The organism is Pseudomonas sp. CP4 (assembly GCF_047758505.1).
Classification (GTDB): domain Bacteria; phylum Pseudomonadota; class Gammaproteobacteria; order Pseudomonadales; family Pseudomonadaceae; genus Aquipseudomonas; species Aquipseudomonas fluorescens_AO.
Genome location: NZ_CP180489.1, coordinates 1,665,200 through 1,685,672, shown reverse-complemented (window position 1 = coordinate 1,685,672; position 20,473 = coordinate 1,665,200). Strand labels below are relative to the sequence as shown.

General features: G+C 59.7%; 22 protein-coding genes. 10 read left to right on the top strand and 12 right to left on the bottom strand.

Translation table 11 applies throughout. The features are described 5' to 3' along the window. Positions 1-109: 109 nt before the first annotated feature. From ACMYUN_RS07470 to ACMYUN_RS07455, 4 genes are all read right to left on the bottom strand, one after another. The gene (locus ACMYUN_RS07470; protein WP_415763363.1) at positions 110-1,942 is read right to left on the bottom strand and encodes an ABC transporter ATP-binding protein; all 1,833 of its coding nucleotides are present in this window, start codon (positions 1,940-1,942) and stop codon (positions 110-112) included. 88 nt (positions 1,943-2,030) lie between these two features. Then, positions 2,031-2,594: a peptidylprolyl isomerase gene (locus tag ACMYUN_RS07465; RefSeq protein ID WP_129998979.1), complete on the bottom strand. Its 564-nt coding sequence runs from the start codon at positions 2,592-2,594 to the stop codon at positions 2,031-2,033. 3 nt (positions 2,595-2,597) lie between these two features. Further along, positions 2,598-3,401, bottom strand: coding sequence for an alpha/beta fold hydrolase (locus tag ACMYUN_RS07460; protein ID WP_415763362.1), 804 nt, complete (start codon positions 3,399-3,401; stop codon positions 2,598-2,600). Between the two features lie 14 nt (positions 3,402-3,415). Beyond that, a complete protein-coding gene (locus ACMYUN_RS07455) occupies positions 3,416-4,339 on the bottom strand; it encodes a LysR family transcriptional regulator (protein ID WP_415763361.1) in 924 nt (307 codons plus the stop codon). A gap of 49 nt (positions 4,340-4,388) precedes the next feature. Here ACMYUN_RS07455 and ACMYUN_RS07450 point away from each other — a divergent pair, with 49 nt between their 5' ends. The 3 genes from ACMYUN_RS07450 to ACMYUN_RS07440 all read left to right on the top strand — a co-directional run bounded on the left by ACMYUN_RS07450 (position 4,389) and on the right by ACMYUN_RS07440 (position 6,782). Then, a complete protein-coding gene (locus tag ACMYUN_RS07450) occupies positions 4,389-4,703 on the top strand; it encodes a 3-phosphoglycerate kinase (protein ID WP_310407519.1) in 315 nt (104 codons plus the stop codon). A gap of 251 nt (positions 4,704-4,954) precedes the next feature. Beyond that, positions 4,955-5,554 (top strand): FMN-dependent NADH-azoreductase, encoded by a 600-nt coding sequence (locus ACMYUN_RS07445; protein ID WP_415763360.1) that lies wholly within the window; start codon positions 4,955-4,957, stop codon positions 5,552-5,554. Between the two features lie 361 nt (positions 5,555-5,915). After that, the gene (locus ACMYUN_RS07440; protein WP_039761003.1) at positions 5,916-6,782 is read left to right on the top strand and encodes a carboxylate/amino acid/amine transporter; all 867 of its coding nucleotides are present in this window, start codon (positions 5,916-5,918) and stop codon (positions 6,780-6,782) included. A 106-nt stretch (positions 6,783-6,888) separates the two neighbouring features. Here the strand turns inward: ACMYUN_RS07440 and ACMYUN_RS07435 are convergent, their stop codons facing one another. Then, positions 6,889-8,187 (bottom strand): mechanosensitive ion channel family protein, encoded by a 1,299-nt coding sequence (locus tag ACMYUN_RS07435; protein WP_415763359.1) that lies wholly within the window; start codon positions 8,185-8,187, stop codon positions 6,889-6,891. Between the two features lie 191 nt (positions 8,188-8,378). Between ACMYUN_RS07435 and ACMYUN_RS07430 the strand changes: the two genes are divergently transcribed. Further along, positions 8,379-9,719 carry a DEAD/DEAH box helicase gene (locus tag ACMYUN_RS07430; RefSeq protein ID WP_415763358.1) on the top strand — a complete coding sequence of 447 codons (1,341 nt, stop codon included), beginning with the start codon at positions 8,379-8,381 and terminating at the stop codon, positions 9,717-9,719. Positions 9,720-9,771: 52 nt separating this feature from the next. Here the strand turns inward: ACMYUN_RS07430 and ACMYUN_RS07425 are convergent, their stop codons facing one another. Both ACMYUN_RS07425 and ACMYUN_RS07420 read right to left on the bottom strand, forming a co-directional pair. After that, entirely contained in the window at positions 9,772-10,047 is a 276-nt protein-coding gene (locus ACMYUN_RS07425; protein ID WP_024012041.1) for a hypothetical protein, read from the bottom strand. 89 nt (positions 10,048-10,136) lie between these two features. After that, positions 10,137-10,871, bottom strand: coding sequence for a DUF899 domain-containing protein (locus ACMYUN_RS07420; RefSeq protein WP_415763357.1), 735 nt, complete (start codon positions 10,869-10,871; stop codon positions 10,137-10,139). A 172-nt stretch (positions 10,872-11,043) separates the two neighbouring features. Between ACMYUN_RS07420 and ACMYUN_RS07415 the strand changes: the two genes are divergently transcribed. Beyond that, positions 11,044-11,436 (top strand): hypothetical protein, encoded by a 393-nt coding sequence (locus ACMYUN_RS07415; protein WP_056783658.1) that lies wholly within the window; start codon positions 11,044-11,046, stop codon positions 11,434-11,436. A gap of 123 nt (positions 11,437-11,559) precedes the next feature. Here ACMYUN_RS07415 and ACMYUN_RS07410 read toward each other — a convergent pair whose 3' ends face one another. The 3 genes from ACMYUN_RS07410 to ACMYUN_RS07400 form a co-directional block, all read right to left on the bottom strand. After that, on the bottom strand, positions 11,560-12,429 hold the full coding sequence (locus ACMYUN_RS07410) for a DUF6279 family lipoprotein (RefSeq protein ID WP_415763356.1): 870 nt from the start codon (positions 12,427-12,429) through the stop codon (positions 11,560-11,562). A 77-nt stretch (positions 12,430-12,506) separates the two neighbouring features. Further along, positions 12,507-13,223 (bottom strand): TorF family putative porin, encoded by a 717-nt coding sequence (locus ACMYUN_RS07405; RefSeq protein WP_415763355.1) that lies wholly within the window; start codon positions 13,221-13,223, stop codon positions 12,507-12,509. A gap of 203 nt (positions 13,224-13,426) precedes the next feature. Continuing rightward, positions 13,427-13,615, bottom strand: coding sequence for a hypothetical protein (locus ACMYUN_RS07400; protein ID WP_016985943.1), 189 nt, complete (start codon positions 13,613-13,615; stop codon positions 13,427-13,429). 338 nt (positions 13,616-13,953) lie between these two features. On the opposite strand from ACMYUN_RS07400, the gene ACMYUN_RS07395 reads away from it, so the two are divergent. The 3 genes from ACMYUN_RS07395 to ACMYUN_RS07385 all read left to right on the top strand — a co-directional run bounded on the left by ACMYUN_RS07395 (position 13,954) and on the right by ACMYUN_RS07385 (position 16,507). Next, complete coding sequence (locus tag ACMYUN_RS07395; protein WP_016771157.1) at positions 13,954-14,790, top strand: S1 RNA-binding domain-containing protein; 837 nt, start codon at positions 13,954-13,956, stop codon at positions 14,788-14,790. A 112-nt stretch (positions 14,791-14,902) separates the two neighbouring features. After that, positions 14,903-15,295 carry a DUF2177 family protein gene (locus ACMYUN_RS07390; protein WP_039761019.1) on the top strand — a complete coding sequence of 131 codons (393 nt, stop codon included), beginning with the start codon at positions 14,903-14,905 and terminating at the stop codon, positions 15,293-15,295. A gap of 282 nt (positions 15,296-15,577) precedes the next feature. Continuing rightward, entirely contained in the window at positions 15,578-16,507 is a 930-nt protein-coding gene (locus tag ACMYUN_RS07385) for a DMT family transporter (RefSeq protein WP_129998989.1), read from the top strand. Here the strand turns inward: ACMYUN_RS07385 and ACMYUN_RS07380 are convergent. After that, positions 16,455-17,636 (bottom strand): YbfB/YjiJ family MFS transporter, encoded by a 1,182-nt coding sequence (locus ACMYUN_RS07380; protein WP_415763354.1) that lies wholly within the window; start codon positions 17,634-17,636, stop codon positions 16,455-16,457. The genes ACMYUN_RS07385 and ACMYUN_RS07380 overlap by 53 nt on opposite strands. A gap of 103 nt (positions 17,637-17,739) precedes the next feature. Here ACMYUN_RS07380 and ptrR point away from each other — a divergent pair, with 103 nt between their 5' ends. Beyond that, positions 17,740-18,633 (top strand): putrescine utilization regulator PtrR, encoded by an 894-nt coding sequence (ptrR, locus tag ACMYUN_RS07375; RefSeq protein WP_415763353.1) that lies wholly within the window; start codon positions 17,740-17,742, stop codon positions 18,631-18,633. Positions 18,634-18,775: 142 nt separating this feature from the next. Beyond that, complete coding sequence (locus ACMYUN_RS07370; protein ID WP_003184145.1) at positions 18,776-18,904, top strand: PA1414 family protein; 129 nt, start codon at positions 18,776-18,778, stop codon at positions 18,902-18,904. A 161-nt stretch (positions 18,905-19,065) separates the two neighbouring features. Here the strand turns inward: ACMYUN_RS07370 and ACMYUN_RS07365 are convergent, their stop codons facing one another. Then, positions 19,066-20,445 (bottom strand): sodium:solute symporter, encoded by a 1,380-nt coding sequence (locus ACMYUN_RS07365; RefSeq protein ID WP_415763352.1) that lies wholly within the window; start codon positions 20,443-20,445, stop codon positions 19,066-19,068. Positions 20,446-20,473 lie beyond the last annotated feature (28 nt).

The following is a 20,473-nucleotide window of genomic DNA, read 5'->3' as shown; positions in this document are numbered from 1 at the left end:
CACGCTCTGCGTGGGAATGCCTCAAGGGACGCTCCGCGTCCAGTGACGCGGAGCGTCACGGGCTGCATTCCCACGCAGAGCGTAAGAACGATCGTGGAAAGCGGGTAACTCAATCGATGCCGACAAAGCCTCCGGTCTGGTGCGCCCACAACCGCGCATACAAGCCGCGATGGGCGAGCAGTTCGGCGTGGGTGCCGCTTTCGGCGATCTTGCCGTTCTCCAGCACCACCAGGCGGTCCATGCGCGCGATGGTCGAGAGGCGGTGGGCGATGGCGATCACGGTTTTGCCCTGCATCAAGGTCTCGAGGCTTTCCTGAATCGCCGCTTCGACTTCCGAATCCAGCGCCGAGGTGGCTTCGTCCATGATCAGGATCGGCGCGTCCTTGAGCAGCACCCGCGCGATCGCGATGCGCTGGCGCTGACCGCCGGACAGTTTCACCCCGCGCTCGCCGACATGCGCATCGAAACCGGTACGGCCTTCAGCGTCGGACAGCAGCGGGATGAACTCATCGGCGCGAGCCTTGTGCACCGCCTCCCACAGTTCGGCGTCGGTCGCATCCGGTTTGCCGTAGAGCAAGTTGTCGCGGATCGAGCGATGCAGCAGCGAGGTGTCCTGAGTGATCATGCCGATCCGTGCGCGCAGGCTTTCCTGGCCGACTTCGGCGATGTTCTGCCCATCGATCAGGATGCGTCCGCCCTCGACGTCGTACAGGCGCAGGAGAAGGTTGACCAGGGTTGATTTGCCGGCGCCGGACGGGCCGATCAAACCGATTTTTTCCCCCGGTCTGATGTTCAGGTTGAGGTCGCCGATGATCCCGCGCTTCTTCCCGTAGTGGAAATCCACGTGCTCGAAACGCACTTCGCCCGAGGCCACGGCCAGCGGTTTGGCCTGCTCGCGGTCGGTGACGCTGACCGGTTGCGAAATCGTCCGCAGACCGTCCTGCACCATGCCGATGTTTTCGAAGATTCCGGTGACCACCCACATGATCCAGCCGGACATGTTGACGATGCGAATCACCAGGCCGGTGGCCAGGGCAATCGCGCCGACGGTGATCAGCGACTGCGTCCACAGCCACAAGGCAAGCGCCGTGGTGCCGACAATCAGCAGGCCGTTCATGGTGGTGATCGCCACGTCCATGCTGGTCACCACGCGACCGGCCATTTGCGCTTTGACGGTCTGTTCTTCGATCGCTTCCTTGGCGTAGTGCTGTTCGAAGTTGGTGTGGGCGAACAGTTTCAGCGTGGCGATGTTGGTGTAGCCGTCGACGATACGGCCCATCAGTTTCGAGCGTGCGTCAGAAGCCTCTACCGAGCGCTCTTTCACACGCGGCACGAAGTAATACAGCGCGCCGATGTAAGCGACGATCCAGGTCAGCAACGGGATCATCAGGCGCCAGTCGGCTTCGGCGAACAGCACCAGCGAGCTGATCGCGTAGATCACCACGTGCCACAGCGCGTCGACCGCTTGCACGGCGGAATCGCGCAGCGAGTTGCCGGTCTGCATGATGCGCTGGGCGATGCGCCCGGCGAAGTCGTTCTGGAAGAAGTTCAGGCTCTGCTTGAGCACGTAGCTGTGGTTCTGCCAGCGAATCATGCTGGTCATGCCGGGGCTCAGGGTCTGGTGCACCAGCAGGTCGTGCAGGGCAAAGAAGATCGGTCGCAGCACCAGAGCGACCACCAGCATCCAGGTCAATTCGAGGGCGTGGTCGCTGAAGAAATTCGGGTTGGGCGTGCCTTGCGCCAGATCGATGATGCGGCTCAGGTAGCTGAACAGCGCTACTTCGATCAACGAGGCAAACAGGCCGATGACGAGCAGGGCAGCGAAACTCGGCCAGACCTGCTTCAGGTAATAAACGTAGAAGGGCCAGACGCGGTCCGGCGGGGACGCCGTCGGGGCGTCGCGGAAGATATCGATCAGTTGTTCGAAACGGCGATAGAGCATCAGATAACCGCCCGGAATCCGGGCTCTCCTTTTATCAGTGCGAGCGGCGCAGGCTCAGCCCCACGCCGCTCGATATGCCCGGCGAAACTCAGTCGATGCGCTTGGCCGACTTGATGATCACAGGGTCGACAGGCACGTTCTGCATGCCTTGTTTGGTGGTGGTCGGCGAGTTGACGATGATGTCCACGACATCCATGCCCTTGACCACTTTGGCGAACACCGCGTAACCGGCGTCACGACCCGGATCGAGGAAGGCGTTGTCGGCAACGTTGATGAAGAACTGGCTGGTCGCCGAATCAGGGTTGGAAGTACGCGCCATCGACAGGGTACCGCGAACGTTGTGCAGGCCATTGCTGGCTTCGTTCTTGATCGGCGCCTTGGTCTCTTTCTGTTGCATTTGCTGGGTGAAGCCGCCGCCCTGAGCCATGAAGCCCGGGATCACGCGGTGGAAAATGGTGTTGTTGTAGAAGCCGCTGTCGACGTATTCAAGGAAGTTCTTCGTGCTGATCGGTGCCTTGACCGGGTCCAGTTCGATTTCGATCTGGCCGTTGGTGGTGTCCAGCAGCACGTGGGGCGCCTTGGCCGGGGTAGCAGCCATCAGGTTGGCGGCAAACAATACGGAGCCGGCGGCGAGGGCGAGTTTTTTCAGCATGGGTCAGTGATCCTGAGAGTGAAGGTCGGCTGTGGCGAGAAAATCCAGCAGCGTGTGATTGAAGCGTTCGGGTTGATCGAGCGGGGTGGCATGGCGCGAATCGGCGATGACCACCAGCCGCGCATCCGGCAGCAGTTTTACATAGGTTTCCTTTAACGCCACCGGTGTGTAGTCACGGTCGGCGCTGATGACGAGCGTTGGACAGGACACCCGGGAAAGTCGTTCCTGGACGCCCCAGCCCACGATCGCATCGAAGCTGGCGAGATAAGCACGTTTGTCGTTTTTTGCCCAGCGTTCGGCCATTTTCCGCCGCAGATCGGCCTGTTCCGATTTGGGAAAAAGTTTGCTGCCGAGGGCTTTGCCGATGGTTTCCAGGCTCAGCAGGCGCATCAGGCTCCAGCGTTTGAACCACTGCCAGTAGTCATCGCGCGTGCGCAATTTGACCTGAGGTGCGCTGTTGACGATGGTCAGGCTCTTGAGTGCCTGCGGCTGATCGACGGCGAGTTGAAAGCCGATCATCCCGCCCATCGACAGCCCGACGTAATGTACCGGGCCGAGGCGCAGGTGCTCGATCAACGCCAGCAGGTCGGCGCTGAACCCGGCGATGCTGTAGCGCTCGCGGGGTTTGTCCGAGCGCCCGTGGCCGCGAATGTCCGGGACGATCACCCGGTAGTGCGCAGCTAGCGCCGGGATCTGCATTTCCCAGTCCAGGGTGCTCGAGCCGAGCCCGTGAACCAGCAGCAACGGCGCACCGTGGCCATATTCCTCGTAGTGCAGGTTGCAACCTTCGTGCTCGAAATACGCCATCGGTGAACTCCGTGTCAGGCTTGTTCTGGTGCGGCAAACGGTGCGTCCAGCGGCAAGGTGTCGAAGGTGCGCAACAATTCGATTAGGATTTGTGTGGCCGGGCCCAGGGGCTTGTCCTTGTTCGAATACAGATAGAAGCTCGAATTGCGGCTGCCGCCCCGATCCAACGGTAGCACCTTGAGCGAGCCATCCTTGAGTTCGCGGTCGATCATGTGTCGCGGCAGCCAGGCAAAGCCCAGGCCGCTGCTGACGAAGGTCGCGGCTGTGGCGAGGCTGCCGACGGTCCAGCGCTGCTCGGCGCCGAGCCAGCCGACATCGCGCGGCTGCTGGCGGCCGGAGTCGCGGATCACCACTTGCATCTGGGTTTCCAGATCCTGAAAGCTCAGCTCGCGGTTGAGCCGGTGCAGCGGGTGGTCAGGATGGGCAACGGCGACGAACTCGACATCGCTCAACTCCGCACCCAGGTAGCCCGGAATGCTCAGGCCGGTGATGGCCAGATCCGCCACGCCTTCGAGCAGCACTTCCTCGACGCCCGACAACACTTCCTCACGCAGACGCACGCGGCAGCCGCGACTCTGCGGCATGAACGCGGTCAGGGCGCGGACGATCCGCGCGCTTGGGTAGGCCGCATCCACCACCAGCCGCACTTCCGCTTCCCAGCCTTGCTCCATGTGATGCGCGAGGTCTTCGAGTTGGCTGGCCTGTTTGACCAGTTGCCGGGAACGGCGCAGCAATACGCCGCCGGCTTCGGTGAGCACAGCTTTGCGCCCATCGATGCGCAGCAACGGCACGCCGAGCTGATCCTGCATGCGGGCGACGGTGTAGCTCACCGATGATTGCGAACGGTGCAGGGCCTCGGCGGCCTGGGCGAATCCGCCGTGGTCGACCACGGCCTGCAACGTTCGCCATTGATCAAGGGTCACGCGGGGCGCTTTCATCAATAGCTCCTCTTGTCCTAAGCTGGCCGTCCCTCATGGAGACTGCCGAATGAAAAAAATCTGTTGTGTGGTGCTGGCGCTGCTGCCGCTGACCGCGTTTGCCTATCCGATCGATGTGCAAAAGGATCTCAACGGCATGAAGATCGATTACGAGACCTTCGATACCGACAACGACATCGGCTCGATCCGTGTGGCCAACTACGGTGATGTCGACGCGACCTGCCGTGCGGTGTTCAGCAACGGCCCGGAAGCACCACGCACGCGCAGCATCGATGTGCCGGCCGGCAAGCATAAAAACGCCACGGCCAAGTTCACCCGCGAAATCATCAAGCTGCGCATCAAACTGACCTGCACCCCGAAATAAGCTCGGTCTTCTGAACGCCATGGATCCATTGTGGGAGCGAGCCTGCTCGCGAAGACGGAGTGTCATCCAGAGATGATGTGACTGACATTCCGCTTTCGCGAGCAGGCTCGCTCCCGCATGGGTATGTGGGTCTAGCTTATAAACGAATTTATCGATGGGTTACAGCGGATATTTGCGCTTTTTCATCGATTCGACTCTGTTTAACCTTCACTCCATCGACTTACAACATATTCGGATGGAGGCTACACACCATGTCCCGCGTTCTGATCATCGAAAGCAGTGCCCGCCAGCAAGACTCGGTTTCCCGTCAACTGACCCAGACTTTCATCGCTCAGTGGAAAGCCGCGCACCCTGCCGATCAGATCACCGTGCGTGACCTCGCCGCGAACCCGGTGCCGCATCTGGACGCCAACTTGCTCGGTGGCTGGATGAAGCCCGCCGAACAGCGCAACGACAGTGAACAGGCGTCGCTGGACCGCTCCAACGAATTGACAGATGAGCTGCTCGCCGCCGACGTGCTGGTGATGGCTGCACCGATGTACAACTTTGCGATCCCGAGCACGCTCAAGGCCTGGCTCGATCATGTGCTGCGCGCCGGGGTGACCTTCAAGTACACCGAAACCGGTCCGCAAGGTCTGCTCAACGGCAAGCGCGCCTTTGTCCTGACCGCTCGCGGCGGTGTGTATGCCGGTGGTCCGGCGGATCACCAGGAACCGTACCTGCGGCAGGTAATGGGTTTCATCGGGATCAACGACGTGACCTTTATCCATGCCGAGGGCATGAACCTGGGCGGTGACTTCCAGGAAAAGGGCCTGAATCAGGCCAATGCCAAATTGTCTCAGGTCGCTTGATCGGTTAATCGCCAGATAATCGCTGGATGGTCTAGTGACCTGGCGCAACCCCTTCAAGGTTCCACGCGCATCGAACCTCCCTTTGCACTTTTGCTCCTGAGTGCTGTAGCCCGATTGAACGCTTTAGCGAGATCGGGCTTTTTTTTGTCTGCGATTTTTCTGAACACTGCACATCCGAATTTCACATAAGTCCCTGTGGGAGCGGGCTTGCCCGCGATGGCGGAGTGTCAGTCGACAAATACTTGCCTGACACTCCCTCATCGCGGGCAAGCCCGCTCCCACAGGGATTTGTGTTGTTCGAGGGTTCGCGGTCTGGCGCAAAACCCGCTATCGTCGCCGCCATTCGATTTTCGAGGCGAACATGGGCTATCTACTTTTTGTCACGCTGATCCAGGCGTTTTCCTTCAGTCTGATCGGCGAATACCTGGCCGGGCATGTCGACAGTTACTTCGCGGTGCTGGTGCGTGTGGTGCTGGCCGGATTGGTGTTCATTCCGTTGACGCGCTGGCGCTCGGTAGAGCCGGCGTTCATGCGTGGCATGTTGCTGATCGGCGCGTTGCAGTTTGGTGTGACTTACGTCTGCCTTTACCTGAGCTTCCGTGTGCTGACGGTGCCGGAGGTGTTGCTATTCACCATCCTCACGCCGCTGCATGTGACGTTGATCGAAGACGCGCTGAACCGCCGCTTTAATCCGTGGGCATTGGTTGCCGCGCTGGTCGCTGTGGGCGGTGCAGCGGTGATTCGCTTCGACAGCATCAGTCCGGACTTCTTCATGGGCTTCCTGCTGCTGCAACTGGCCAACTTCACCTACGCCGCCGGACAAGTGTTGTACAAGCATCTGGTGGCCAAGCATCCGAGCGATCTGCCACATTACCGGCGCTTCGGTTATTTCTACCTGGGCGCACTGGCGGTGGTGCTGCCGGCGTTCCTGTTGTTCGGCAAGTCGAACTTCCTGCCGGAAGCGCCGCTGCAATGGGCGGTGTTGCTGTTCCTCGGTTTGGTGTCGACGGCGTTGGGCCTGTATTGGTGGAACAAAGGCGCGTGCATGGTCAACGGCGGCACGCTGGCGGTGATGAACAACCTGCATGTGCCGGTGGGGCTGCTGTTGAATCTGCTGATCTGGAATCAGCATGAGGAACTGGGGCGGTTGTTCCTCGGCGGGGGTGTGATTCTGGCAGCGGTGTGGATCAGCAGACTGGGCGTCCGAAAAAAACCGGTCACTGCATAACCCCTGTGGGAGCGAGCCTGCTCGCGAAGGCGTTGGGTCAGATAAGTATGGGTCGACTGACACATTGCATTCGCGAGCAGGCTCGCTCCCACATTGGATCTTTGGGTTACATCAGGTGTTTTTCCGGCTGCGGAATACTCGCCGAGCCCAACACCGCCGGCAGCAACCCCGCGCGCAAATCCCCGCCACTCGGCTGCTGATACAGACTCAAGCCAAACTCCGGCAACACCGCCAGCAAATAATCGAAAATATCCCCCTGAATCCGCTCGTAATCGGCCCACACCGTGGTGCGGGTGAAGCAGTAGATTTCCAGCGGAATGCCCTGCGCGGTGGTCTGCATCTGCCGGACCATGCAGGTCATGTTCGGCTGAATCTCCGGGTGACTCTTCAGATACGCCAGCGCATAGGCGCGGAAGGTGCCGATATTGGTCATGCGGCGGCGGTTGGCCGACATCGCCGCGACATTGCCCTGGGCTTCATTCCAGGCCTTGAGCTCGGCTTTCTTGCGGCCCATGTAGTCGGTCAGCAGGTGCACCTGCGAGAGCTTTTCTTCCTCGTCGTCGCGGATGAAGCGCACGCCGCTGGCATCGATGAACAGGCTGCGTTTGATCCGCCGACCGCCCGATTGCTGCATGCCACGCCAGTTCTTGAACGACTCGGACATCAGCCGCCATGTCGGGATCGAGACGATCGTCTTGTCGAAATTCTGCACCTTGACCGTGTGCAGCGTGATGTCGACCACGTCGCCATCGGCGCCGACTTGCGGCATTTCGATCCAGTCGCCGACGCGCAGCATGTCGTTGCTGGTCAACTGCACGCTGGCGACGAACGACAGCAGCGTGTCCTTGTAGACCAACAGGATCACCGCCGACATCGCACCCAGACCGGACAATAGCAACAGCGGCGAGCGGTCGATCAGGGTGGCGACGATAATGATCGCGCCGAACACGTACAAGACCATTTTCGTCAACTGCACATAGCCTTTGATCGAGCGGGTGCGAGCGTGTTCGGTGCGTGCGTAGATGTCGAGCAGGGCGTTGAGCAGGGCGCTGACCGCCAGCAGCAGGAACAGGATGGTGAAGGCCAGGGCGACGTTGCCGAGAAAATTCATCGCGGTTTTGCTCAGCTCCGGCACCAGGTGCAGGCCGAACTGGATCACCAGCGACGGCGTCATCTGCGCCAGTCGTTGAAACACCTTGTTGTGGCGAAAGTCGTTGATCCAGTGCAACGCCGGTTGACGGCCGAGCATGCGGCTGGCGTGCAGGATCAGATAACGCGCCACTCGTCCGAGCACCAGCGCGATGACCAGCAGCACCAACAGCGCCAGTCCCGATTGCAGAAGTGGGTGCTCTTCGAGCGTGCCCCAGAGGCCTTGGGCTTTGAGCCAGAGCTGTTTGATATCCATGAGCGAAACGTTTCTTCTGTAAGACGCGAGGGCCGATTAGAGCATTTAAAACGCTGTGTATTGCAGCGAGTGACAAATCGGGCAACAAAAAAACCACTGATTGTCGCCGTTTGCACAAAGAAACTCGGCCTGAGCGCTCGAAACCGGTAACCTATGCAGCTGTTTTTTTGCATATCTTCGAGGTAGCACCCGTGTTTTCCCAATTCGCCCTGCACGAACGCCTGCTCAAAGCCGTGGCCGAGCTGAAATTTGTCGAGCCAACGCCAGTGCAAGCCGCGGCCATCCCGCTGGCGCTCCAGGGGCGTGATCTGCGGGTGACGGCGCAAACCGGTAGCGGCAAAACCGCCGCTTTCGTCCTGCCGATTCTCAATCGCCTGATCGGCCCGGCGAAGATCCGCGTCAGCATCAAGACGCTGATCCTGCTGCCAACCCGTGAACTGGCCCAGCAGACTTTGAAGGAAGTCGAACGCTTCTCGCAGTTCACCTTCATCAAGTCCGGCCTGATCACTGGCGGCGAAGACTTTAAAGTCCAGGCCGCAATGCTGCGCAAAGTGCCGGACATCCTCATCGGCACTCCGGGGCGGATGATCGAACAGCTCAACGCTGGCAACCTCGACCTGAAAGAGGTCGAAGTGCTGGTGCTCGACGAGGCCGACCGCATGCTCGACATGGGATTCGCCGAGGACGTGCAGCGTCTGGTCGATGAGTGCCCGAACCGTCAGCAGACCATGCTGTTCTCCGCCACCACCGGCGGTTCCGGTCTGCGCGAGATGATCGCCAAGGTCCTGAACAACCCGGAGCACCTGCAGCTCAACGCGGTCAGCCAGCTCAACTCGACGACTCGTCAGCAAATCATCACCGCCGACCACAATCAGCACAAAGAGCAGATTGTGAACTGGCTGCTGGCCAACGAGACCTACCAGAAGGCCATCATCTTCACCAACACCCGCGCCATGGCCGACCGCATTTACGGTCGTCTGGTGGCGCAGGAATACAAGGCGTTCGTGCTGCACGGCGAGAAAGACCAGAAGGATCGCAAGCTGGCGATCGATCGTCTAAAGCAGGGCGGCGTGAAAATCCTCGTCGCGACTGACGTTGCAGCCCGTGGTCTGGACGTCGATGGCCTGGACATGGTGATCAACTTCGACATGCCACGCAGCGGCGACGAATACGTGCACCGCATCGGTCGTACCGGCCGTGCCGGCAACGATGGTCTGGCGATCTCGCTGATCTGCCACGGCGACTGGAACCTGATGTCGAGCATCGAGCGCTACTTGAAGCAGAGCTTCGAGCGCCGCACGATTAAGGAAGTCAAAGGCACCTACGGCGGACCGAAAAAGGTCAAGGCTTCGGGCAAAGCCGTCGGCGTGAAAAAGAAAAAGACTGACGCCAAGGGCGACAAAAAGAAAACCGCCGCCAAGACGCCGACCAAGCGCAAGAGCGTCAACCGTCCGAAGCCGGATTCTCTGGTGAGCAGCGACGGCATGGCCCCGCTCAAGCGCCGCAAGCCAGCCGAGCCTGCGGCTGAGTAAGCTTTAGCATCACATATAAAAAAACCGGACATTGTCCGGTTTTTTTTTCGTCTTAACTGTCAGCTTTCTTCTCCGCCGACCCCAGTTCCTTCAGACGCTGATCGATCAACTGGCATTTGTCCGGCAGATCGGCGCTGGCCGTGCCCAGATCCATTTTCTGCAACTCGGCGTTGATCTCCTTGGCCTTTTCTGGATTCTGCTCGGTGAGCTTGGAGACTTCCTTGGCCAGTTGTTCGCGTTTGATCGTCGCCTCTTCCGGCGTGCAGGCCCAGACGGGCAGGGCGCAGACAAGGGTGGCGGCGAGGGACAGCTTGATCAGGGTTTTCATGGGCAGGCCTCAGTTCCGGTTAAGGCGGGTTAACCGGTTGAGGGCCGAAGCCTGGTAAAAGTTCAGAAACTGTGGAGGCAGCGTTGCGCTCAATCGGCATGACAGCAGCCCGACTTCGTCGCACCGTCATACCGATCATGATGCCGCACCCATTGCATGATCTCGTCTTCATTCCTGCCCTTGGGCGTCAGATCCAGATAGTGGTAGGCGCCAACCAGCATGTCCAGACCTCGGGCATAAGTGGAATAGGTGTGGAATACGTCGCCATCCGCGTTGCGATAAAACACGCTCAGCCCTGGCATTTCTTCCTCGGCGCTGTCGGTTTTCTCGTAGTTGTACGTCGCCGTTCCCTTGGCGACGTCTTCAGCCCGGGCGCAGACGCCGAAGTCGTAATTGAAATCGCAGCCTTCTGACGAGACCCAGTCAAATTTCCAGCCCATCCGTTGTTTGAATGCCTGAAACTCGTCGAACGGCGCGTGGGAAACGGCGACTACGGCGACGTCGTGATGGGCCAGGTGCTGGTTGGCGCCGTCAATGTGGTCACTGAGGAACGAGCAGCCCTGGCAGCCTTGCTCCCAGCCTTTGGCAAACATGAAATGGTAGATGATCAACTGGCTGTTGTTGCCAAACAGGTCGTTGAGCTTGAGCTCGCCGTTCGGCCCTTGAAAATGATAGTCCTTGTCGACCTTCACCCACGGCAAGGCGCGGCGCTCGGCGCTGAGGCGATCGCGTTCGCGGGTGAAGGCTTTTTCGTGGGCCAGATGCTGCTCGCGGGCGGCGAGCCATTCTTCGCGTGATACCACCGGATGGTTTGCAACGTTCATGACGATGTCTCCTGCGGATTGAACCGGCTGTTTCAGCCTAGTCGTTCAACGTGCGAGGTAATCGACAGCCGCCGGTCGGTCGAGGCCTGAAATACTGCTGAACGGCTGCGCAGCGCTTCGGTCACAACCTTGAACGCGGCACAAAATCACCCGCACCGGAGGTTGGATCAGGATGACGACTTATAACTGGGATCTGATTGAACGTTTGCTGCATGAAGTGCAGAACAGCGCTGGCCACAGCTTCGCACCCCGCGCTTATGCCGAAGACCATGCGGCCGAGAAAGCCAGCGCCGGCGAGCCGATCGACAATCTCGATCACTTGAAAACCCTGGCCTGTGATTATGAAAAGCTCTTGCTGGAGCGCGGATTCATCGAGCCGCGGCCGGATCATGAGGGCAGTACTGGCAACAATTTCATTCTGACCCCGCGCGGCTCCAGCCTGCTGAGCCTGATCGACAGCAGCATCCCCGGCAACGATCATCCGCGTCAGGTGCTGGATGAGCAGGAGGATGCGCTGGATGAAGTGACGTTTGATGAAGTCGCCTCAAAGGCTCAAATCGCCTGAACCAGCGAAGTCCGCCGTGTGGGAGCGAGCCTGCTCGCGAATACGGTCTGTCAGTGACATTTGATCTGTCTGATATTCCGCCTTCGCGAGCAGGCTCGCTCCCACAATGGGCCATTGGTTTATTTAAGGTTTCTGCGCGGCCTTCAGGCACTTGAGGTCATTGAAGTCCTTACGCACTCCCTCGATTTTCTTCAACAAACGCTCACGCTGCTGCGGTGTGCTCTCTGCCATCAGGTCAACGAACAGCGAGCGCGCCTGGGCTTCGGTGTTGGCGTAGGCCTTGCGGTAATCCGCTGTCCATAACCGCTCGCGGTTGACCAGAAGCGTCTCGATGCGTTGTGGGAATTCCGCGCTTTTGCGTTGCGCAACCGCGGCGCTGAACTGTTGCTGCCAATGCGCGCGGTTGGCGATCCATTGGGTGTTCTGGTCGCCCAAGGCGTTGGTCCAGGCCACAACGCGTTGTTTCTGCGTGTCGCTGAGCGGGCCCAGCCAATCGTTCAGGCGTTTTTCCATGCGCTCGCCGCGTTCCTTGATCTGCTGCGCTAACGGCGGTTTCACGTATTCCTGCTGACGTTTGCGCAAATCCTTGGCAAACGCGTCGTTCATTTCCGCCACCTGTTTATCGTCCAGACCTTGCAGCAGCTCAATGGCCGAAGGGGTGATTTCCCGGGCGGTTTCGGCAATGGCCTGCTTGGCTTCGGCGGTGCGCTCCTGCAGGGCGGCGTCGGTGACCTGATTGCTTTCGACCATGGCCTGCAATCGGTCCAGCCAGTCCAGGTAATCGGGTAACTGCGTAGTGCAGTGCCAGCTCAGGTGTTCTTTGAGCCGTTCGTTGAACCAGTCTTTCTGCTCGCCGTTCATGTCCACGTAATCGCTCAGCGACCACGGGATAATCACGTCGAGGTTGCGGTAGGCCAGGCCCACGCGGCTGCAAGCGCCAAGGGCGAGGGTGAAGATCAGCAGGGCGGCAATCTGTTTGAACCAGCGAGACATGGGCAAATCCTTGCGAGAGCCTGGCGTCGGAAATCTGATTCTTATGTGATGCAGGATGCGCGCGGCAGTTCAGCCGATCAATAGAACGTGCGTACAGCCTTGAGAGTGACAAGGCCGTCGCACTCGCTGTTGTGCCCGGAATAGGCCGAGCAATCGCTACCGCTGAGGCTGGAGTCGCTGTAGATCAGATCAAGATCAACGCCCATGAACGGCCGCGACAGTTTTACCGACCAATCGGTGAAACTGCTGATGTAACCACCGTCCACCGCTGCCGGTGTATTCAACTGGTGCGTGGTGTATTTCATGCTCACGCCAATGCCGAACGGTTGATTGCCAGTGAGGTCGGCAAACAAGGTGTTGTTCTGTTTATCCGGGTCGTTGCTCAGGGCAATGCCGAAGCGACTGCCGAGCAGAGTCAGGCCACCAAACAGCTCCTGGCTGTCGAGGGTGTCCACGCGGGGATAGCTGTAATGGATCATGCCGACTTCATAGCCGAGCACCTGATCGAAAGGTTGCTTGAAGCCGACGTAGGAATCGATCTCGAGGTTCTTGCCCGGGCTGATGCCCATGCTCGGCGCGTACTGGCCGAAATACACGCCGCTGTCGTGGCTCAGGTCGAGGCCGCCGTGGAACGAGCCGACCGCCGCCGGTTTCACCAGACCCTGGGCCATGCTGCGGCTGGGCGTGGTGCCTAGCTTGAGATCGAAGTCGCCCAACTCACCCTGAAAAACCTGCGCGTGCGCAGTCGCGCCTGAGAGCAGGCTGACGAACAATAAACAGGGAAATAGGCGCATGCGTCACTCCATGAACCGCGAGCGCAGGGCGAAGGCCTGCTGAAACGCTTGATCTAGACGCGTGCAAGGATACCGGCGAATGTCCGGCATTGATGGCCGTTCGTCGATTTTCGGGAATTTTTGTTTAAAGCGAAGGGGTGTTGCGGGGTGCCAGTCCAGGCGCTTCGAAGCTCAAAGCGCCTCTGGACGGGGTGAAACCGGTATTACTTCTTGCCCAGGCTGATCTGCTTGGACGGGCCGAATGTCTGGCCACTGACGCCTTTGGCAATTTGCTGAATCTCGCCGCCGGACTTGAGGAATGCTGCGATCTGATCGTTGATCGATTCGCTGGTTTCAACGGCTGGAGCTGGCTTTGCTTTGCTGGTGGATGCTTTTACACGCATGGCGGCCATTAACCTTTAGAAAAGTAACTCGGCCAAGCATCGTACAGGAATAACTTGACAATAGCTTGGTAAATATCCCCCGGAATAACCAACCCCAGAGCTGCATTATTGCCGGTTCGATACTTTAAATATGCCGCTAAGCTGCTGTTTTAAATAAGAACATGTGCGCGCGACGAGGCGATCGGGCGCAGCCGCAAGCCGCTTGGGCGGACTGACGAGCGGCACCTCGTCGGGCAGTGCTCAAGCAAATCAACAGGTTGACGCAGATTTTCCGCTGCGAGGATCTGTCGCCCGACGTTGGCGGCAAAAACGGGTAGAATGCCGCCCACGTATTGAGGGTTTCGGAAATGGCTTTAGTCGGGCGTTACAACAGTTTGCAAGTGGTTAAACACACTAACTTCGGTTTATATCTGGACGGCGGTGCCGATGGCGAAATTCTTTTGCCTAACCGTTATATCCCTAAAGATATTCCCAGCGAAGATGAAGACTGGCTCAACGTATTCATCTATCTGGACAGCGAAGACAAACTTCTCGCCACCACGGAAAAACCGAAAGTTCAGGTCGGCGAATTTGCCAGCCTGAAAGTGGTTGAAGTCAACAGCATCGGCGTGTTCCTCGACTGGGGCCTGCCCAAAGATCTGTTGCTGCCCTACTCGGAAGAAAAGCGCCAGATGACCGCTGGCGAATATTGCGTGGTGCACGTCTACCTCGACAAACACACGCGCCGCATCACCGCCACAGCACGCCTCGATCGTTATCTGGACAAAACCCCGGCTACTTACAGCCCGGGCCAGGAAGTTGATCTGCTGGTAGCCGAAGCCACCGACATGGGCTTCAAGGCGATCATCAACAACAAGCACTGGGGCCTGATTCACAAGAATGAAATCTTCAAGTTCATGCGTTCGGGCATGCGCGAGAAAGGCTTCATCAAGGAAGTGCGCGCCGACGGCAAGATCAGCCTGAGCCTGCAACCGGTTGGCCAGGAAGCGGCCAGCAGCCTGAGTTCGAAGATTCTCGGCAAGTTGCGCGAAAACGACGGCACCCTGGCGGTCAGTGACAAGAGCGATCCGGCATTGATCAGCAGCCTGTTCGGCGTCAGCAAGGGCAACTTCAAGAAAGCCATCGGCTCGCTGTACAAGGAAGGCAAGATCGTCATCCACGCCGATCGCATTGAACTAACCTGACTCGCCGCAGGCCCATGGTAGGAGCTGCCGAAGGCTGCGATCTGTTGATCTTGAATAAACAGATCAAAAGATCGCAGCCTTCGGCAGCTCCTACATTTAGAGGGAAGGGCAAATGAAAAAGGCGTTGATCGCTTACGTCGCTACGTTGCTGACGTTTCTGCTGCTCGATGGCATCTGGCTCGGGCTGCTGATGGCGCCGACCTATCGCGAACTGCTCGGTTCGCTGATGCTGGAAAAACCGCTGCTGTTGCCCGCAGCGGTTTTTTATTGCCTGTACGTGATTGGCTGCGTGGTGTTTGTCGTGTTGCCGGCGCTGAGCTGGCAGCGAGCGGCGAAGCTGGGCGGGCTGTTGGGGCTGGTGGCGTACGGCACTTATGACCTGACCAATTGGGCGACCTTGCGCGACTGGTCGGTGCAGGTGAGTTTGATGGATTGGGCGTGGGGGATAGTGGCGACTGCAGTTGCTTGCACGGTAGGTTATTTGGTGGCGAAGCGGTTTGCGTGAGCTGATCTTTCAGTTGCGTTGCCAATGCTGGCCTCTTCGCGAGCAGGCTCGCTCCCACAATGAATTCCCGTCGTTCACAAATTCCACTTCCACCACAAATCCCCTGTGGGAGCGGGCTTGCCCGCGAATGACGGCGCAGCCGTCAACCATTCAGCGCTGACGCCACTGACCAAATAAAGGTCTTTTCCAGACGGCTTTTTCCGCGCATCTGATTGATAATCCCCGACACTGTTTTCTGACCATTGGATGGCCTGCCATGTTGTGTGTGTTAGAGGTGTTGCGGTGAGTGCCGAGCGGCGCAATGCCGACGGTTTTGCCCTGCAAGTGATGATCGGCCTGTGCCTGATCTGGGGTGTGCAGCAAGTTCTGATCAAGTGGGCGGCAACGGACATCGCGCCGGTGATGCAAGCGGCGGGGCGCTCAGGAATTTCTGCGTTACTGGTCGGTTTGCTGATCTGCTGGAAGGGCGGTTGGGATCAGGTCGGCAGCACCTGGCGCGGCGGCTTGCTGGCCGGTGCGCTGTTTGGTCTGGAGTTCCTGTTCATCGCCGAAGGCCTGCAACTGACCACCGCCGCGCATATGTCGGTGTTCCTCTATACCGCGCCGATCTTCACCGCACTCGGCGTGCATTTCCTGCTGGCCAGCGAGCGGTTGCGCCCGTTGCAATGGCTGGGGATTCTGCTGGCGTTCATCGGCATCGCGATTGCCTTCGCCGGTGGTGTGTCGTGGGACAACCTTGATCGGCGCATGCTGCTGGGCGATGCCTTCGGCGTATTGGCCGGCGCCTGTTGGGGCGCGACCACCGTGGTGGTACGGGCCTCGCGACTGTCGGAAGCGCCGGTGACATTGACCCTGTTTTATCAGCTTATGGTCGGTTTCATCGGTCTGCTGTTGATCGCGTTGTTCAGCGGCCAGATCACCCACGTCAGCCTGACTACCGTGGCGGTGGCCAGTGTGCTGTTCCAAGGGCTGGTGGTGTCGTTCTTCAGCTACCTGGTGTGGTTCTGGCTGCTGCGCCGTTATCTGGCGGCGAACCTTGCGGTGTTCTCGTTCATGACGCCGTTGTTCGGCGTGACCTTCGGCGTACTCCTGCTGGGTGAAGCGTTGAGCGTGAACTTCGTCATCGGCGCCGTACTGGTGCTGCTCGGCATCACTTTCGTCAGCGCCGAACAGTGGCTGCGTCGGCGTTTGCGCAAGGCGCTGGGCCAGTAGCCTTGGCCTGCATCGCCAGCGCGCCGGCCAACAACAGGCCGGCGCCGGCGATCAGCAGCGCTGGCTGCAAACCGCCGCTGAAATGGCTGCTCAGCGCCGCCAGCAACGGGCCGCTCAGCTGGCCGACAGCGAAGCACGCCGTGAGCATCCCGGCGTTGCGCTGAGTGGCGTGGGGCGCCAGCTCTCGCGAACGCTGCATGACCAGTTGCATGCAGGCCAGAAACGGCGTGCCGCAGAGGATCCCCCCCAACGCCAGGCCGAGGCCGCTGCCCAGCAGACAGGCGAACACTCCGGCCGCTTGCAGCCACAACGTCGCCAGCAACCAGTGCCGCGTGGTCTCGGGATCATGCCGGCGCAGACTCACCAACCACACACCGATTGCCGCGCCGAGGCCAAAGCACGGCCAGAACAGATCCGCCTGCCACTGGCCGTGAAACTGCGCGTTGGCCATCTGCGACAGGAACGTTGCCGGAATGATGTAGCCGATGCCGTACAGCGCGTACACCAGCGCCAGCCGGCCAATGCCTCGGTTCGCTGAAGTCGCCGGGGCGATCGTCGTCTTCATTACCGTTGCGGGCTGCGGCAACAACCGCCAGACGCCGAGCATCATCAGCAACGCGGCGGCCGCATAAATCAGCCACAGGGTTGCCGATGTCTGCTGCAAACGGTGTGAGATCAGCGCCAGCAGCCCTGTGAGAAAAATCCCCAGACCCGGTCCGGCAAAAACCAGAGCACCCCAGCGCGGACGACCCGCGGCCGCCGCCAGCGGCTGACTGAGTGAAGTGATCATCACCAGCACCCAGGCACTTGCCACGCCGGTGCCGAAACGCAACAGCAAGTGCGACCAGAAACCATTGGCCCAGAACGACGCAAGGGTCAGCAGCACGCACAGCAACAGCCCGCCATGCAATCGTCGCTGCACCTGCTGCGGCCGCTGGGCGAACATCGCATCCACCGCACCCAGCAGATAGCCGAGGTAGTTGGCCGCCGCGATCAGACCGGCAGCGGTCAGGTCGATCTGCCCTTCGCTGAGCAGATGCGGCATTTGCGGCGTCAGGGCGAAGCGGCCGATGCCCATGGCCAGCATCAGGGCAACAAAGCAAGCAGACAAGCGAATCAGCGGCGACATGGTCGGGCTTCCTTCAAGGATCAATGACCGTCAGGCTAGGATCGATTGACTTTCTTTAAAATTGAATAATAGTGAGTAACTTGTTCTGTTCAGGAGAAAGCAGGTGGAATTCAGCCAACTGCGGATATTTCAGGCGGTCGCCGAGGAAGGCTCGATCACCCGCGCCGCCGAGCGTCTGCATCGCGTGCCATCGAATCTGTCGACGCGCCTGAAACAGCTCGAGGAGCAACTGGGCGTTGAGCTGTTCGTCCGCGAACGGCAGCGCTTGCAGTTGTCGCCGGCGGGCAAGGTCCTGCTCGACTACACCGGCAAGCTCTTCGCTCTGCGCAATCAGGCCAGTGCGGCGGTGATGGGCGGGCAACCGGCCGGCGACTTCGTGCTGGGCACCATGTACAGCACGGCGGCGATCCATCTGCCGGCGTTGCTGGCGCGCTATCACAAGCAGTACCCGATGGTGAATTTGCAGGTGCAATCGGCGCCGACCGGGGAATTGCTCGAAGGGTTGCTCACCGGCCGCCTCGACGCGGCATTGGTCGACGGACCGCTGGAACTGGCCGGGCTCGATGGCGTGCCGCTGTGCGAAGAACGCCTGGTGCTGATCACCGAAATCGACCATCCGCCGGTACTCAGTGCGCGCGACGTGGAAGGGCGCTCGGTATTCACCTTCCGTCGGGGCTGTTCATATCGCATGCGTCTGGAGGCGTGGTTCTCTCACTACCACGCGGCGATGGGCCGGCCGATGGAGATCGAGTCGTATCAGGGCATGCTCGCGTGTGTGATTGCCGGCAGTGGTGTGGCGTTGATGGCCGAGTCGATGTTGGCCAGCCTGCCGGGTCGCGAAAGCGTCGCCGTGCATCCGTTGGCCGAGCCGTTCGCGGGTGCGACAACGTGGCTCATGTGGCGCAAGGGTATGGCCGGGGCCAACCTGAATGCCTGGATCGACGTGCAGCAAGCGGTCTATCCCGTGGCTTTGCATGAAGTGCGTGAAACAGCGTGAACCAATCGCAACAGATTCTGTTCAATTCAGTAACAGATCATTGCGGATTTGGCCGAGCATTGCGTAGGACTTCGGACTATTATCAGTGCGAAGCGGCCTCAGAATTCCGGCCGCTCAGCACCACCCTGAAGGGGGCATGACGATGAAAGAGAAAATCCAGAACTGGCTGCACGATTTGGGAGTTGCCCTCGGTTTGATCGAACCGCCTCTGCAACCGGTACCGATTCGCACGGACGACGAACAGCGTCGGCGCCAGCCACGTCGGCGTTAATAGCTCCGATCAGAGAATTCAAGATCGCAGCCGTCGACAGTTTCTACAGTTTGTAGAAGCTGCCGGAGGCTGCGATCTTTTGCTTTTCGCCAAGCGAAAAAAACGGGTGTGGCCTCCGACGCCACACCCGCTGAAGAAAACATCAAGTCGTTACAGCCGATTCACACCGCCGTTGCCACGGTCGCCGGGCGTGGCGAGAACAGGCTGACCAGTACAAAGCTCACCAGACTGACACCCAGGCTGTAATAGATCGGCGTGTTCGCGTCCATGCCGTCCTTGACCATGAACACCAGCGCCGTGATAAAGCCCAGCGTCATCGCGCTGATCGCCCCGGCAGTCGTCGCACGCTTCCAGAAAATCGCGCCCATCAGCGGAATCAGCATGCCGCCGACCAAGAGGTTGTAAGCCAGGGTCAGGGCGCTGATCACGTCGTTGACGACCAGAGCAATCCCCAACACCGCGATCCCTGTCAGCAGCGTAAACAGACGACTGACCGCGACGTTGGACTGTTTGCCGCCGCGCAGTTTCGGCAGCAGGTCTTCGGTCAGGGTGGTGGACGCGGCGAGCAGGCCGGCGCTGGCGGTGGACATCATCGCCGCCAGTGCGGCAGCGATCACCAGGCCACGGATGCCGTCAGGCAGCGAGACTTTGACGATGGCGGCAAAGGCGTTGTTGACGTTGTCCAGATCCGGAATCAGCACATGCGCAGCCATGCCGATCAAGGCGCAGACCAGACCGTAGATAATGCAGTAGATCCCCGCTGAAGTGCCGGCGTACTTGGCGACTTTCTCGCTTTTGGCAGTGAACACCCGCTGCCAGATGTCCTGGCCGATCAGGATGCCGAAGAAGTAGATCATGAAGTAGGTGATGATCGTGTCCCAGCCGATGCTGGTGAAGTTGAAGCTGGCCGCCGGCAGCTGCGCGACCAGTTGATCCCAGCCACCGACGCGGTACAGGCAGATCGGCAACAGCAGGAACATCAGGCCGACGGTCTGGATACCGAACTGGACGATGTCAGTCAGGGTCAGCGACCACATGCCGCCGATCGTTGAATAAATCACCACGATACCGCCGCCCAGCAATACGGAGATCCAGAAGGGCAGACCGAACAACACTTGCAGCACAGTGCCGATCGCCAGAATCGAGGTCACGCCGATCATCAGCGCGTAAGCGAGCATGATCGTCGCACTGGCGGTGCGTGCCATTGGGTTGTAGCGCTTCTCCAGGACCTGAGTAACGGTGAATACCTTGAGCTTCAGCAGCGGCTTGGCGAGGAGCAGGTTCAGCGCGACGATGCCGCAGCCCAGTGCCGCACACAGCCAGAAACCGGAAATGCCATGCACGTAGCCCAGACGCACGGTGCCGACGGTGGACGCGCCACCGAGGACGGTTGCTGCCATGGTGCCCATGTACAGCGACGGCCCCAGGTTACGCCCGGCCACCAGATAGTCTTCGTGGGTCTTGGCCTTGCGCATGCCGTAGTAGCCGAGAATCAGCATCGCAGCGGCATAAATGAGTACGACGAATAAATCCAAAGCCATGATGGCGTGTCTCCGATTGTCTTTTTTA

Bases quoted from the DNA above. Each gene is read 5' to 3' on its own strand.
- ACMYUN_RS07465 (WP_129998979.1), bottom strand. From the start codon at position 2,594: ATGCTGAAAAAACTCGCCCTCGCCGCCGGCTCCGTATTGTTTGCCGCC.
- ACMYUN_RS07450 (WP_310407519.1), top strand. From the start codon at position 4,389: ATGAAAAAAATCTGTTGTGTGGTGCTGGCGCTGCTGCCGCTGACCGCG.
- ACMYUN_RS07390 (WP_039761019.1), top strand. From the start codon at position 14,903: ATGAAAAAGGCGTTGATCGCTTACGTCGCTACGTTGCTGACGTTTCTG.
- ACMYUN_RS07415 (WP_056783658.1), top strand. From the start codon at position 11,044: ATGACGACTTATAACTGGGATCTGATTGAACGTTTGCTGCATGAAGTG.
- ACMYUN_RS07440 (WP_039761003.1), top strand. From the start codon at position 5,916: ATGGGCTATCTACTTTTTGTCACGCTGATCCAGGCGTTTTCCTTCAGT.
- ACMYUN_RS07425 (WP_024012041.1), bottom strand. From the start codon at position 10,047: ATGAAAACCCTGATCAAGCTGTCCCTCGCCGCCACCCTTGTCTGCGCC.
- ACMYUN_RS07470 (WP_415763363.1), bottom strand. From the start codon at position 1,942: ATGCTCTATCGCCGTTTCGAACAACTGATCGATATCTTCCGCGACGCC.
- ACMYUN_RS07460 (WP_415763362.1), bottom strand. From the start codon at position 3,401: ATGGCGTATTTCGAGCACGAAGGTTGCAACCTGCACTACGAGGAATAT.
- ACMYUN_RS07455 (WP_415763361.1), bottom strand. From the start codon at position 4,339: ATGAAAGCGCCCCGCGTGACCCTTGATCAATGGCGAACGTTGCAGGCC.
- ACMYUN_RS07395 (WP_016771157.1), top strand. From the start codon at position 13,954: ATGGCTTTAGTCGGGCGTTACAACAGTTTGCAAGTGGTTAAACACACT.
- ACMYUN_RS07435 (WP_415763359.1), bottom strand. From the start codon at position 8,187: ATGGATATCAAACAGCTCTGGCTCAAAGCCCAAGGCCTCTGGGGCACG.
- ACMYUN_RS07400 (WP_016985943.1), bottom strand. From the start codon at position 13,615: ATGGCCGCCATGCGTGTAAAAGCATCCACCAGCAAAGCAAAGCCAGCT.
- ACMYUN_RS07445 (WP_415763360.1), top strand. From the start codon at position 4,955: ATGTCCCGCGTTCTGATCATCGAAAGCAGTGCCCGCCAGCAAGACTCG.
- ACMYUN_RS07410 (WP_415763356.1), bottom strand. From the start codon at position 12,429: ATGTCTCGCTGGTTCAAACAGATTGCCGCCCTGCTGATCTTCACCCTC.
- ACMYUN_RS07380 (WP_415763354.1), bottom strand. From the start codon at position 17,636: ATGTCGCCGCTGATTCGCTTGTCTGCTTGCTTTGTTGCCCTGATGCTG.
- ACMYUN_RS07420 (WP_415763357.1), bottom strand. From the start codon at position 10,871: ATGAACGTTGCAAACCATCCGGTGGTATCACGCGAAGAATGGCTCGCC.
- ACMYUN_RS07370 (WP_003184145.1), top strand. From the start codon at position 18,776: ATGAAAGAGAAAATCCAGAACTGGCTGCACGATTTGGGAGTTGCCCTC.
- ACMYUN_RS07365 (WP_415763352.1), bottom strand. From the start codon at position 20,445: ATGGCTTTGGATTTATTCGTCGTACTCATTTATGCCGCTGCGATGCTG.
- ACMYUN_RS07405 (WP_415763355.1), bottom strand. From the start codon at position 13,223: ATGCGCCTATTTCCCTGTTTATTGTTCGTCAGCCTGCTCTCAGGCGCG.